At 69.5% G+C, this 12,962-nt stretch carries 16 protein-coding genes; 8 read left to right on the forward strand and 8 right to left on the reverse strand.

Annotated features, from left to right (window positions below):
- Positions 1–10: 10 nt before the first annotated feature.
- The 5 genes from V7Z82_RS15125 to V7Z82_RS15145 all read right to left on the reverse strand — a co-directional run bounded on the left by V7Z82_RS15125 (position 11) and on the right by V7Z82_RS15145 (position 4,711).
- Positions 11–604 carry a dihydrofolate reductase family protein gene (locus V7Z82_RS15125; RefSeq protein ID WP_334152404.1) on the reverse strand — a complete coding sequence of 198 codons (594 nt, stop codon included), beginning with the start codon at positions 602–604 and terminating at the stop codon, positions 11–13.
- Positions 605–671: 67 nt separating this feature from the next.
- Positions 672–1,073: a hypothetical protein gene (locus tag V7Z82_RS15130; protein WP_334152405.1), complete on the reverse strand. Its 402-nt coding sequence runs from the start codon at positions 1,071–1,073 to the stop codon at positions 672–674.
- Positions 1,073–2,026 (reverse strand): serine hydrolase, encoded by a 954-nt coding sequence (locus V7Z82_RS15135; RefSeq protein ID WP_442927643.1) that lies wholly within the window; start codon positions 2,024–2,026, stop codon positions 1,073–1,075. The genes V7Z82_RS15130 and V7Z82_RS15135 overlap by 1 nt, the downstream gene beginning before the upstream one ends.
- Before the next feature lie 111 nt (positions 2,027–2,137).
- Entirely contained in the window at positions 2,138–4,123 is a 1,986-nt protein-coding gene (locus tag V7Z82_RS15140; RefSeq protein WP_334152406.1) for a M13 family metallopeptidase, read from the reverse strand.
- A gap of 33 nt (positions 4,124–4,156) precedes the next feature.
- Positions 4,157–4,711: a J-domain-containing protein gene (locus V7Z82_RS15145; RefSeq protein ID WP_334152407.1), complete on the reverse strand. Its 555-nt coding sequence runs from the start codon at positions 4,709–4,711 to the stop codon at positions 4,157–4,159.
- A gap of 92 nt (positions 4,712–4,803) precedes the next feature.
- Between V7Z82_RS15145 and V7Z82_RS15150 the strand changes: the two genes are divergently transcribed.
- Positions 4,804–6,126: an MATE family efflux transporter gene (locus V7Z82_RS15150; protein WP_334152408.1), complete on the forward strand. Its 1,323-nt coding sequence runs from the start codon at positions 4,804–4,806 to the stop codon at positions 6,124–6,126.
- A gap of 117 nt (positions 6,127–6,243) precedes the next feature.
- Positions 6,244–6,573 (forward strand): hypothetical protein, encoded by a 330-nt coding sequence (locus tag V7Z82_RS15155; RefSeq protein ID WP_334152409.1) that lies wholly within the window; start codon positions 6,244–6,246, stop codon positions 6,571–6,573.
- Positions 6,574–6,597: 24 nt separating this feature from the next.
- Here the strand turns inward: V7Z82_RS15155 and V7Z82_RS15160 are convergent, their stop codons facing one another.
- Together V7Z82_RS15160 and V7Z82_RS15165 are read right to left on the reverse strand one after the other, a co-directional pair.
- Complete coding sequence (locus V7Z82_RS15160) at positions 6,598–7,065, reverse strand: VOC family protein (protein WP_334152410.1); 468 nt, start codon at positions 7,063–7,065, stop codon at positions 6,598–6,600.
- Between the two features lie 81 nt (positions 7,066–7,146).
- Entirely contained in the window at positions 7,147–7,815 is a 669-nt protein-coding gene (locus V7Z82_RS15165) for a TrmH family RNA methyltransferase (RefSeq protein ID WP_334152411.1), read from the reverse strand.
- Positions 7,816–7,885: 70 nt separating this feature from the next.
- Here V7Z82_RS15165 and V7Z82_RS15170 point away from each other — a divergent pair, with 70 nt between their 5' ends.
- Genes V7Z82_RS15170 through V7Z82_RS15195 form a run of 6 tightly spaced genes read left to right on the forward strand, consistent with a single transcriptional unit; the run spans position 7,886 to position 11,767 of the window.
- Positions 7,886–9,172 (forward strand): Nramp family divalent metal transporter, encoded by a 1,287-nt coding sequence (locus V7Z82_RS15170; RefSeq protein ID WP_334152413.1) that lies wholly within the window; start codon positions 7,886–7,888, stop codon positions 9,170–9,172.
- Positions 9,173–9,191: 19 nt separating this feature from the next.
- Positions 9,192–9,494, forward strand: coding sequence for a hypothetical protein (locus tag V7Z82_RS15175; RefSeq protein ID WP_334152415.1), 303 nt, complete (start codon positions 9,192–9,194; stop codon positions 9,492–9,494).
- Between the two features lie 42 nt (positions 9,495–9,536).
- Entirely contained in the window at positions 9,537–10,169 is a 633-nt protein-coding gene (locus V7Z82_RS15180; RefSeq protein WP_334152417.1) for a metal-dependent transcriptional regulator, read from the forward strand.
- Between the two features lie 45 nt (positions 10,170–10,214).
- Entirely contained in the window at positions 10,215–11,027 is an 813-nt protein-coding gene (locus V7Z82_RS15185; protein WP_045278215.1) for an HAD-IIA family hydrolase, read from the forward strand.
- A gap of 3 nt (positions 11,028–11,030) precedes the next feature.
- Entirely contained in the window at positions 11,031–11,600 is a 570-nt protein-coding gene (locus tag V7Z82_RS15190) for a YdeI/OmpD-associated family protein (RefSeq protein ID WP_334152419.1), read from the forward strand.
- A complete protein-coding gene (locus V7Z82_RS15195; protein ID WP_334152420.1) occupies positions 11,597–11,767 on the forward strand; it encodes a hypothetical protein in 171 nt (56 codons plus the stop codon). Before V7Z82_RS15190 ends, V7Z82_RS15195 begins: the two co-directional genes overlap by 4 nt.
- Positions 11,768–11,781: 14 nt before the next feature.
- Here the strand turns inward: V7Z82_RS15195 and V7Z82_RS15200 are convergent, their stop codons facing one another.
- The gene (locus V7Z82_RS15200) at positions 11,782–12,939 is read right to left on the reverse strand and encodes an anhydro-N-acetylmuramic acid kinase (RefSeq protein ID WP_334152421.1); all 1,158 of its coding nucleotides are present in this window, start codon (positions 12,937–12,939) and stop codon (positions 11,782–11,784) included.
- Positions 12,940–12,962 lie beyond the last annotated feature (23 nt).

Genomic DNA, 12,962 nt, shown 5'->3' on the forward strand with positions numbered 1-12,962 from the left:
CCCCGACCGCTCAGAGCCGTCGATAGGTGATGTGCGTGACGAGCGAGGTCGCACGCACCGACACGCGCTCGAGTCGCTGCGGAGGGACGCCCTCGAAGACCCGCACCCCCGCGCCGAGGATGCTCGGCGTGATGTGCAGCCGCAGCTCGTCCAGGAGCCCGGCAGCGAGGAACTGATTCACCGTGGTCGGCCCGCCCGCGATCGAGATGCCCTGCTCTCCCGCGACCTCCCGAGCCTGCGCGAGCGCCGATCCGACGCCGTCCGTGACGAAATGGAAGGTCGTGCCGCCCTGCATCTCGATCGGCTCGTGCGGGTGGTTCGTGAGCACGAAGACCGGGTTGTGGTACGGCGGCTCGTCACCCCACCAGCCCCGCCAGTCGCGATCCCACTCGCCGCGGACCGGGCCGAACATGTTGCGGCCCATGATGGTCGCGCCGGACTCGACGATCGCGTCGACCTCGGCCTTGTTCTCCTCGTAGGCGTCGAACATCCAGCTGTGCAGCCAGCTCGTGTCGATGTCGCCGAACGGCGACTCCTCGGTCTGGTTCAGACCGGTCGCGTACCCGTCGGCCGAGACCGCGAGATCACTGAAGACGATGCCCATGTTGACTCCTCACCGACGTGACCGCCGCGGTCGCGCCCCTCTGGTCTACGCGGTCGAGCGTCGGGCGTCAACGAGAGATCTCGCGCGGATCGGGATCGCCGGGGCGCGGCGGCCGCAGTCGATCCGGGATCGGCCACGCCAGCACGAACTGCGCAGTCGCGGGCCGGGTCATGTCGCCGAAGTCGTCGATCTTCACCACGATGCGGCCTGGCACGCCGTCGTCGTCCGGCGTCACCTCGAGCAGGCGCACCCGCAGCGGACGCTCGCCCTCGCCCTCCAGCATCCACGCGTCGGCCAGCCAGGCGATGCCGTGCTCCTCGAGCGCAGCCTCGGCGTCGAGCCACTCGGTCGCATCGGATGCCGCACGCCCGAGCACATCGACGGCCACCCAGAGATCGCCATCGGGGTGGATCCAGCCGAGCAGCTCGCCGTCATCGCGTCGATGCGGCGTCCAGTCGCTCGACACCATCAGTGCGTGTACTCCATGAGCTCGACGCCGAGCACGCGGAACGCGTCGTGCGCACGCAGCCGGTGCGTGATCGAGAGGTCGTCGAAGCAGACGATGAGCGAGTAGGCGACGCCGGCGCGCGGACCGGCGAGCACGCCGGCCTCGGCGCGCACGCCGCGGTCGCGACCGGTCTTGTTCACGAACAGCAGGCCGTGCGCATCGTGGTCGTGCGAGAAGGGGTCGAGTCCGGTGGAAGCAGCGACGAGGCTGAGGTCCTGATTGAGGCTGAGCCACTCCGACACCTGGGCGCTCACGGCGGCGTCGACCACGGCCGAGTTGACGAGCGCGGAGAAGAGCCCGGCGAGCTCCCGCGTCGAGCCGACGGCGACGTGGGGCGCGTCATCGGGGCCCCGCCGATCGCGGAACTGGTCCAGCAGCGCGGTGCGTCGCAGGCCGATGCGCTCGATGCGCTCACGGACGCGCTCGTGGCCGACCTTCTGCAGCAGCGCGTTCACGGCGATCGGGTCGCCGGCGGTCGCTGCCAGCACCGCCAGGTCTTCCAACGGCAACGCCGGGGCGTGCAGGTTCCGCCAGAGGCCGGACGTCGTCACCGCGTCGACGCTGTCGCGCTCGATGATCTCGAGGGGATCGAGCTCGCCGCTCTGGAAGCCCGCGGCCACCTCGATCAGCAACGGCACCACGCCGAGACCGGCGACCGGCATCGTGACGTGGTCGTCGCCCGCGAGCACATGCTCGTGCGAATCGAGGTCGACCACGTGCACCGACACCTGGGCGCCGGCATCCGCCAGCGACTCGAGCGCACGCAGCGTCGAGGTGAACGAACGGCGGCCGACAGCGGCACGCCGAGGCAGTCTCCTGCTGGTGCTCTGCGAGCGGCGCAGCATGGCCCCGTCGACGGGCGCACCCTGAGCCGAGCCGAATGGCTCAGGGAACGAGGGTGTGCGGGATCCCACGCATGATCCTTACGGAGAGGGCGGATGGGGGCGCCACTGAGGCGCTATCCCCAGCGGCACCGATATCGTAACCCCGCTCGGTAGGGATCCCTCACAGACTCCGGGTGTTGGTCACCAGATCGTCACACGCTCGTCTTCGGGAAGCCACAGGGCATCCTTCTCGCCGACCTCGAACGCCTCGTAGAAGGCGTCGATGTTGCGGACGATCTGGTTGCAGCGGAACTCGTTCGGCGAATGCGGGTCGATCGTCAGCAGTCGCAGCGTCTCGGCCTCACGACCTTTCTGCTGCCAGACCTGCGCCCACGACAGCAGCAGCCGCTGCACCCCGGTGAGGCCGTCGATCACCGGCGCCTCGACCTGGGTCCCTGAGCCGGTCGAAGAGCCCAGCGACAGCTCGTACGCCTTGAGGGCGATGCCGAGACCGCCGAGGTCGCCGATGTTCTCGCCGATCGTGAGCGCGCCGTTCACGTGGTGCTCGGGCGCGAGGCCCTCCGGCACCAGCGCGTCGTACTGGGCGATGAGCGCCTTGGTGCGCTCCTCGAACGCCGTGCGGTCGGCATCCGTCCACCAGTCCTCGAGGCGTCCGTCGCCGTCGTAGCGGCTGCCCTGATCGTCGAAGCCATGGCCGATCTCGTGACCGATGACCGCGCCGATGCCGCCGTAGTTCGCGGCGGCGTCGCGCCCTGCGTCGAAGAACGGGTACTGCAGGATCGCAGCGGGGAACACGATCTCGTTCATCGAGGGGTTGTAGTAGGCGTTCACCATCTGCGGCGGCATGTGCCACTCGTCGCGGTCGATCGGCGTGCCGACCTTGTCGACGTGACGGTCATGCTCGAAGATCGCAGCTCGGCGCACGTTGCCGAACAGGTCTGCGCGGTCGATCGTGAGGCTCGAGTAGTCGCGCCACACATCGGGGTGCCCGATCTTCGGCGTGAAGGAGTCGAGCTTGGCGAGCGCGCGCTCGCGCGTCTCGGCGGTCATCCACTCGAGCTTCGTGATGCTCTGCCGGTACGCCTCGATGAGGTTCGCGACCAGCTCGTCCATCGCGGCCTTCGCCGTCGGCGGGTAGTGCCGCTCGACGTAGACCTTGCCGATCGCCTCGCCCAGCGCGCCCTCGGTCACCGAGACGCCGCGCTTCCAGCGCTCGCGGATCGTGGGGACGCCGGTGAGCTCGGTGCCGTAGAACGAGAAGTTCTCCTGCACGAGGTCATCCGTCAGGTACGGTGCTGCGGCGTGCACGACCTGTGCGCGCAGCCATGCCTTCCAGTCGTCGAGGCGCTCTGCGGTGAGCAGCGTGCCGAGTCCCTCGAGGAAGCTCGGCTGCGAAACCACGACCTCCGCGAACGCGGCCGGGTTCGACGGGGCGACCGCGTCGCGCCACGGCGCGAGGTCGACGCCGGCGAGCTCCTGGATCTCGTCCCAGGTCTTCAGGTTGTAGGTCGCGACCGCGTCGCGGCTCTTCACGTTGTCCCAGTGATGCCCGGCGAGCTCGGTCTCGAGGGCGATCGCGCGGTCGGCGTTCGCCGCGGCATCCGGGATACCGCCCAGCGTCAGCAGCCGCTCGAGGTGCGCGCGGTAGGCGGCGCGGGTGCCCTCGAACGTGTCCAGGCGGAAGTAGCTCTCGTCGGGCAGCGACAGCCCCGACTGCACGACGACGGGGACGTAGCGCTCCGGGTTGCCGGGGTCGCCGTCGACGTAGAAGCCGATCAGGTGCGCGCGACCGTCGCGGTCGTAGGCGCCGACGGTGCGCAGGAACGAGGGGATGCCGTCGATCGCGTCGATCTCGGCGAGGGTCTCGGTCAGCGGTGTGGTGCCGGCGTCCGCGATGCGCTCGGTGTCCATGAAGCTCGCGAACAGGTCGCCGATCTTGCGTGCGAGGGTGCCCTCTTCGGCATCCTGCGACTCCTCGATGATCGCGCGGACGTCCTTCTCGGCCTGCTCGGCGAGGAGGTGGAACGATCCCCACCGCGCCTTGTCGCCGGGGATCTCGGTGCGGGCGATCCAGGCACCGTTCACGTGACGGTAGAGGTCGTCCTGCGGGCGGATGTCGGAGCTGAACTCGTCAAGGGCGAGGCCCACGGGAAGCACGTCAGTCATGCGTCCCACCCTATGACGCGCAGACGGGCCAGGTCACTCGCTTCGGCGAATCCCCCACCTGCGACGACGGGTCGGTGCAGGTGCAGGAGCGGATGCCGCCGGCCGCGCCAGACGGCGCTCAGCCCAGGCCGCGACCGTCGCATCGATGTCGCGCGGCGAGGTCACCACCGGCGGCCCGCCCTGCAGCTGGCGCCGGGCCTCGATCACCCGACGGTTGAAGTCCTCGAGCACGCTGCGCACATCGGATTCGTGGCCGAGCAGGTCGAGTTCGGCGTCCAGTCCCTTGTCCTCGGCGCGCAGCAGGATCGCGGGCGGACCGAGACCAGTGAGGTTCTCGGTCTCGATCTTGCGGCGGATCCACCAGTCCGGATCGTGATGCGTGCCGAGGCCCTCGATCGGCTTTCCCGCACCCGGCAGGTCATCGAAGTCGCCGCGGCGGATGGCGACCTGGATCGCCGTCTCGATGAACGCCGCCCTGTCGACCGCTGCGCCGACGCCCGGCGGGGTACCGCCCTCGTCGTCGCCGTCCGGGCTCGCGGCCTGCTGCCGCGCACGGTACTGAGCCGCGGCTTCTCGAGGATCCGACATGATGCACCTCCGTGGCATCCGGTTCCCTCCAGCGTACGACGACGCCGTCGGGTGAGGGCTGGCACGTCGGCGCCAGCCCATAGGCTCGGAGGATGACCGCGCGCCCCTCCCTCAACCGAGAGATCCTGCGCCTCGCGGTCCCCGCCCTCGGCGCGCTGATCGCGGAGCCCGCGTTCCTGATCGTGGATGCCGCACTCATCGGCCACCTCGGCACCACGCCGCTCGCCGGGCTGGGCATCGCCGGCGCCGTGCTGCAGACCATCGTCGGGCTCATGGTGTTCCTGGCGTACTCCACCACGCCGGCGGTCGCCCGGCGCTTCGGCGCAGGGCAGCCGGGCGAAGCCGTCTCGGTCGGCATCAACGGCATGTGGCTCGCGCTCGGACTCGGCGCCGTGCTCGCGGTCGTCGGCGCCGTGTCGTCGCCCTGGCTCGTCTCGCTGTTCGGCGCTGGCGACGCCGTGTCGGAGCAGGCGAACGACTACCTCGTGATCTCGATGTGGGGCCTCCCCGCGATGCTGATCGTGTTCGCGGCGACCGGGCTGCTGCGTGGGATGCAGGACACGGTCACCCCGCTCTGGATCGCCGGGCTCGGCTTCGGTGCGAACGCCCTGCTGAACGTGCTGTTCATCTACGGCTTCGGGTGGGGCATCGCGGGCTCCGCCGCCGGAACGATCACGGCCCAGTGGGGCATGGTCGGCGCCTACGTGCTGGTCATCCGACGCCTCGCCACCACGCACAACGCCTCGCTGCGCGCGCAGCGCGAGGGCATGGGCAGCACGGCGCGCTCCGGCGGCTGGCTGTTCCTGCGCACGGTGAGCCTGCGGGTCGCCCTGCTCGCGACCGTCGGCGTCGCGACCGGCATCGGCACCGACGAGCTCGCCGGGTGGCAGATCGTCTTCACGATCTTCTCGGCTGCCGCCTTCGCGCTCGACGCGCTCGCGATCGCGGCACAGGCCCTGATCGGCAAGGAGCTCGGCGCCGGTGACCAACCGCAGGTGCGACGCGTGCTCGGCCGCACGGTCGCGTGGGGAGCGTGGTTCGGCGTGATCGTCGGTGCGCTCATCGCGGCGCTCTCCGGCCTGCTCGGCATCGTGTTCACCGGATCGGCCGAAGTCGCGACGCTCGTGCAGCCGGCGCTGCTGGTGCTGGCGGCCGCGCAACCGATCGCGGGAGTCGTGTTCGTGCTCGACGGCGTGCTGATGGGGGCGAACGACGTGCGCTACCTCGCGATCGCGGGCGGGCTGAACCTCGTTCCGTTCCTCCCGGCGCTGTGGATCATCGCGGCGCTCGGCGTCGATGGCACCGCCGGTCTGATCTGGCTGTCGCTCGCCTTCTTCGGCATCTACCTGCTCGCTCGCCTCGCGACCCTCGGCTGGCGGGTGCACTCAGGGCGCTGGCTCACCGCCAGCAGCTAGTCCTGCACAGGCGTCGGGGAAAACGAGTTCTCCCCACGGCCCGAAAGCGGCGGAATACTGCACGCCGCACCCCTGGTGCGCTCGACATCATCGAGGCACACTGAAGGGATGCTGGGGATGAACGAACCACAGGCCTGGACGCTGATCGGCGTCTTCGCCGCCGGGATGTTCGGCACGGTCACACTGATCTCGACCATGTTCGTGCGGATGATGCGCGACGGGTTCCACAGCGTGCGGACCGAATTCGACAGCGTACGAAACGAGTTCGGCAGCGTACGAAGGGAATTCGACAGTATGCGAAGGGAATTCGCGAGCGGTCGCGCCGAGATCACCAGCGAGTTCGCGAGCGTGCGGACCGAGATCCGCGCCGTGCACGGGCGCATCGATCACCTGGATCGCGACGTCAACGCGATCTACCGCCACCTGTTCGGCATCGACCGGGGCTGAACGGGCGCATCGCCCGAAACGCGCTCAAGCGGTCTCGAGCTCCTCGATCACGATCTTCTTCATGTGCATGAGCGCCTGGATCTGCTCAGGGCGCTGCTGGAGCAGATCGAGGCCGGCGGGGACGATCTGCCAGCTCACACCGAACCGGTCCTTGCACCACCCGCACGCCTCGGCATCCGGCACCGCCGAGAGTGCCTGCCAGTAGTGATCGATCTCCGCCTGGTCGGCGCACTCGACCACGAACGACACCGCCTCGGTGAAGGTGAACGCCGGTCCACCGTCGATGCACCCGAACCTGGTGCCGTTCAGGGTGAACTCGCCGTTGATGACCTTGCCGCTCATGCCCTCGAAATGCTCGCTGAGGCTCTCATCGGGATAGTGGGCGATCCGGTCGATCGACGAGTTCGGGAACACGGAGACGTAGTACTCCATCGCCTCCTGCGCGGAGTCGTGGAACCAGAGATACGGACGGATGGGCACAGGACCTGCCATGTCGGCCTCCTCGATCGGCACTCACGCTACGCCCGCCGGCATCCCGTGTCGAGAGGGTGTCCGGCACGATCAGCCCCGCGATCAGTCGGCGTACCGCCGACACCACTCGTACATGATCACGGCGGCCGCTGCGCTGGCATTGATCGACCGCGTCGACCCGTACTGGGTGATCTCGATATGGGCGGATGCCGCGGCGAGCGCCTCGGCGGAGAGCCCGGGTCCCTCCTGGCCGAACAGCAGCACGCAGCGCTCCGGCAGTTCGGCGCGGTCGACGGGGACCGATCCGTCGACGTTGTCGACGGCGACGATCGGCATCCGCTCCCCTGCAGCCCAGGCCGCGAAGGTCTCGATGTCCTCGTGATGCACCACGTGCTGGTACCGGTCGGTGACCATGGCTCCACGCTTGTTCCAGCGGCGTCGTCCGATGATGTGCACGGTGTCGGCGAGGAACGCATTCGCGCTGCGCACGATCGAACCGATGTTCATGTCATGCTGCCAGTTCTCGATCGCGACATGGAACGGATGCCGGTGCGTGTCGAGTTCGGCGACGATCGCCTCCATGCGCCAGTACCGGTAGCGGTCGATCACGTTGCGGGTGTCACCGTGCTCGAGCAGCTCAGGGTCGTACTGCTCCGCCGTCGGCCACTCCGCGCGCCCGCCCGGCCACGGCCCGACGCCGTGCGTGCTGCGCTCCGGTGTCGAGCTCTCCGGTGCGTGCTCGGGCGCGTGCTCCGGCGTCTGCTCATCCATCCAGCCAGGCTATCCGCCGCGCAGTCGCCGAGATATTTAGGTACGCCGAAAAATCCGCTACGATTTCGGCATGCCTAAAAATTCCGGGACCATCGAGGCTCCTGCCACGCGCACGACCCCGCCACGCAGCCTGTGGCTGCTGGGCCCGGCCCTCGTCGCCGGTGTCGCCTACCTCGATCCAGGCAATGTCGCCAGCAACATGACCGCGGGCGCCACGTACGGCTACCTGCTGGTGTGGGTCGTCGTCGCAGGCAACGTCATGGCCTGGTTGATCCAGTACCTCTCGGCGAAGCTCGGTGTCGTCACCGGCCAGAGCCTTCCCCAGGTGCTGGGCTCGCGCATCCGCAATCGGTGGGCCCGCCGCTCCTACTGGCTGCAGGCCGAGCTCGTCGCCATGGCGACCGACCTCGCCGAGGTGATCGGCGGCGCGGTCGCCCTGCACCTCCTGTTCAACGTGCCGCTGCTCCTCGGCGGGATCATCACCGGAGCGGTGTCGATGGTCCTGCTCGCGGTGCAGAGCCGCCGCGGACCTCGGCCGTTCGAGTTCGTGATCATCGGGCTCATGGCGATCATCACGATCGGCTTCGTCGCCGGGGTCTTCGTCGCCCCGCCGGACCCGGCCGGCGTCGTCGGCGGCCTCGTGCCGCGCTTCGAGGACACTGGATCGGTGCTGCTCGCGGCATCCATCCTCGGTGCGACGATCATGCCGCACGCGATCTACGCGCACTCCTCGCTCACCCGCGACCGCTTCGGCGCCACGACCGCCCACGCCGGCGACGAAGCCGTGCGCACCGAGACCTCGCGCATCCGCCGTCTCCTCAGGGCCACCCGCTGGGACGTGTCGATCGCCATGATCATCGCCGGATCGGTGAACCTCGCCATCCTGCTGCTCGCCGCCGCGAACCTCGCCGGCGTCGAGGGCACCGACTCGCTCGAGGGCGCGCACGCTGCCCTCGCCGCGGGCCTGGGTCCGGTCGTCGCGACGTTCTTCGCGGTCGGGCTGCTGGCCTCGGGTCTGGCCTCGACCTCTGTCGGCGCCTACGCGGGGGCCGAGATCATGCACGGCCTCCTGCACGTGCGCATCCCGCTGCTCGCCCGCCGCCTGGTGACGCTGATCCCCGCGCTCGTGATCCTCGGCGTCGGAGTCGACCCGACACTCGCGCTCGTGCTCAGCCAGGTGGTGCTGTCGTTCGGCATCCCGTTCGCGCTGATCCCGCTGGTCATCCTGACGGCACAGCGGCGCACGCTCGGCATCTGGGCGAATCGCGCATGGACGACCGCGGCCGGCGTGATCGCCTCGGTGCTGCTGATCGCGCTCAACGGTGCGCTGCTGTGGCTGGTGATCACCGGGGCATGAGCCCGGATAGGCTCTGAGCATGCCCGCCGAGAACGCCCGCCGCACCATCCGCATCCTCACCTGGATCGGCATCGCGACCGGCGTGATCGGCGGCCTGCTCGTCGCCTTCCCGAACGTCATCGGCGATGCCAGCCCGTGGGTGCAGCTCGCCCTCGGCATCGCGACCCTCGTGCTGGCGTTCCGGGCCCGCAAGATCGGCATCGCCGCGATCGAGGGCTTCGACGGTCGGCTCTCGCTCGCCGCTGCCCTGCTCGGCTTCCTGGTCTGCTTCTTCGCCGGCCAAGCCGCCTTCGGCATCCTCGTCGCGGTCGCGAATCCCTGACCAGCCCCGATCGCTGAAACCGGCCTGATCTAGACTGGTCAGGTGGCATCCCCTGCAGCTGACGACTATCTGAAGACCGTCTACGCGCACACCGAATGGCAGGATGCCGCGATCACCCCGTCGGTCCTCGCCGCGAAGCTCGGTATCGCACCGTCCTCGGTCACCGAGATGGTGAAGAAGCTCGCCGCAGCCGGTCTCGTCTCACACGTCCCCTACGGCGCGGTCCGCCTGACGGATGCCGGCACGCAGCGCGCGCTGGCGATGGTGCGACGACACCGACTGGTCGAGACCTGGCTCGTGCGTGAGTTCGACTACCGCTGGGACGAGGTGCACGACGAGGCAGAAGTGCTCGAGCACACGATCAGCGACCGGCTGCTCGAGGGCATCGATGTGCGCCTCGGGCGTCCGCGGTTCGATCCGCACGGCGACGCGATCCCGGATGCCGATGGCCGCGTCGACCGCGAGCCCTTCGTGCTGCTGGCCGACGCTCCGGTGGGACACGTCGGCCGCGTGCTGCGGGTGAGCGACGACGACCCGGAGATCCTGCGGGCCCTGGAATCGCACGGCGTCGACGTCGGCACGCAGGTCGAGGTGACCGCGAGCGGGGCGCGGATCGACGGCGCTGCGGTGCCGCTGCCGGACGGCGCGCTGTCCGCCGTGTGGCTGAGCACCTGATCACGCACTGCTGTCCCGGGAGCCCGCCCCCTCTAGGCTGAGCACATGGCACAACGAGACGACATCGAATGCTGGCTGACCGACATGGACGGCGTGCTCGTCCATGAGAACGACGCCATCCCCGGCGCGTCGGAGCTGCTCGCGGAATGGGAGCGCAACGACATCCCGTACCTGGTGCTCACGAACAACTCGATCTTCACCGCGCGCGATCTGTCAGCGCGCCTCCGCACGAGCGGCCTGAACGTGCCGGAGCACCGGATCTGGACCTCGGCGCTCGCGACCGCCGACTTCCTGAAGCAGCAGCTCCCCGGCGGCTCCGCCTTCGTGATCGGCGAAGCCGGCATCCTCACCGCCCTGCACGACGCCGGCTTCATCATGACCGAGACGAACCCCGATTTCGTGGTCGTCGGCGAGACGCGCAACTACTCCTTCGAGGCCATCACGAAGGCGATCCGCCTCATCATCGGGGGCGCCCGCTTCATCGTCACGAACCCTGATGCGACCGGCCCGAGCGTCGACGGACCGCTGCCGGCCACCGGCGCGATCGCCGCCCTCATCACGAAGGCCACCGGCAAGGAGCCGTACGTCGTCGGCAAGCCGAACCCGATGATGTTCCGCTCCGCACTGAACAAGATCGGCGCGCACTCAAAGCGCACCGGCATGATCGGCGACCGCATGGACACCGATGTCGTCGCCGGCATCGAGGCGGGTCTGCACACGATCCTGGTACTGACCGGCATCAGCGATCAGGCCGAGATCGAGAAGTACCCGTTCCGTCCTGACGAGATCGTGCAGTCGGTCGCCGACCTGCTGCCGCGGATCACCGAGACGATCACGACGGTCAAGACGAAGAAGTGATCGATGGGCGCGCTTGACGAGGGCGAGCGGGTCAGCGCCGCGGATGCCGAGGCCTGGCGCGCCTGGCTCGAGGAGCACCATGCTCGCACCGCCGGCGTCTGGCTGCTGAGCGTTCGCGGCAAGGCCGCCGGCGGAGTCGGCTACGACGATGCCGTGCGCCAGGCGCTGTGCTTCGGATGGATCGACGGCCCCGTGCGCACGTTCGACGATCAGACCGTCGGCCAGTGGTTCTCGCCGCGACGCCCTGGCAGCGGCTGGGCGGCGACGAACAAGGCCCGCATCGCGGAGCTCGAAGCCGCAGGCCTGCTCGCCGCCGCCGGCATCCGCGCGCTCGACGTCGCGAAGGCGAACGGCGCCTGGGAGATGCTCGACGGGCCGGAGGCGGGGATCGAGCCGCTCGAGCTCACGGCAGCGCTCGATGCGTCGCCCGACGCGCGCGCGAACTGGGATGGGTTCCCGAAGTCGGTCAAGAAGTTCGGGCTGACGCACATCGCGATGGCGAAACGGCCGGAGACGCGCTCCGCGCGCATCGCGAAGATCGTGGCGGATGCCGCGGAGGGGAAGCGACCATGAATCAGAGCGACCTGCTGTTCCTGGTGCTCATCCTGATCACCTCGAGCACCCTCGTCATCTTCGTCGTGCAGCTCGTGCGCTCCCGACGACGACGCGGCGAGGGCGAGGACGAGGGCCGCGCCGGGTGGTGGGAGGGCCCCTGGGACGACGACGACCGCAAGCGCTGACGCCGCTCAGCGGCTCAGGGCGTGTGCAGGACCAGGCTCGTCACCGCGGCCACCGGCTCAGGCAGCCGCAGCGGACCGGTCCCCGGCGTGATCGTGCCGAGGATGCGCGACTCACGAGCACCCGTGCCGCCGGGGATGACGGCCGGCACCCCGTGCATCGTGCACCAGCCGATCAGCGCGAAGAGGACCGCTTCCTTGTTGTCGGCTGAGGCGCCGAGTTCGTCGGCGAGCACGACCTCGACCTCGGGCAGCGCATCGCGGAGCCCCTGCATGATGAGCGGGTTGCGGCAGCCTCCACCCGACACTGCGAGGTAGTCGATGCCGGCGGCGCGCACGTCGTTCGCGACGGTCTGCACCGTCAGCTCGGTCAGCGTGCGGATCAGGTCAGCCACGCCGATCTCGCCGTGCGCGTCGACCAGGGCCCGCACGTAGTCGAGGTGGAAGTGCTCCTTGCCGGTGCTCTTCGGCGCCGGCAGGGCGTAGTACGGGTCGGCGAGCAGCGCGTCCAGCAGGGCCTTGTCCACGGCGCCGGTGCCGGCGATCGCGGCATCCTCGTCGTATCCGAGGTCGTTGAGCTCCTCTGCCACCACGACCGCATCGACGAGCGCGTTGGCGGGTCCGACGTCGTACGCGGAGATGCCGTCGCCCACGATCGTGATGTTCGCGATGCCGCCGAGGTTCAGCGCGGCGGACGTGCCGTCGCGGCCGCGGAGCAGCAGTTCGTCGAGGAACGACACCAGCGGGGCGCCGTGCCCGCCGACGGTGATGTCGCGGATGCGCACGTCCGAGACCACCGGGGCGCCGACGCGCTCGGCGATCCAGGCCGGCTGGCCGATCTGGAGCGTGCCGAGCGCGTGCCCCTCGTCGACCCAGTGGAAGACGGTCTGGCCGTGCGTGCAGACCGCGTGGACGCCGCCGACGGCTGCTGCGGCATCCGCGGCGACTGCGGCGAACGCCTGTCCGATCAGGGTGTCGAGCTCGCACATCTCGGCGAACGTGGTCCGGGCCGGGGGCAGCGCAGCGACCAGCCGCGCGCGCAGCTCGGGCGCGTAGGGCACGCTGTCCTCGTGCAGCACGGTGCCGCGAAGGGCGCCGTCCGTCTCCTGGAAGTCGACGACCGTCACGTCGATGCCGTCGTGTGAGGTGCCCGAGAGCAGGCCGAGTACGCGCATGCGCAGTCCTTCCGTCGTCTGCT

It is taken from the genome of Microbacterium sp. (assembly GCF_036823965.1).
Taxonomy (GTDB): Bacteria; Actinomycetota; Actinomycetes; order Actinomycetales; family Microbacteriaceae; genus Microbacterium.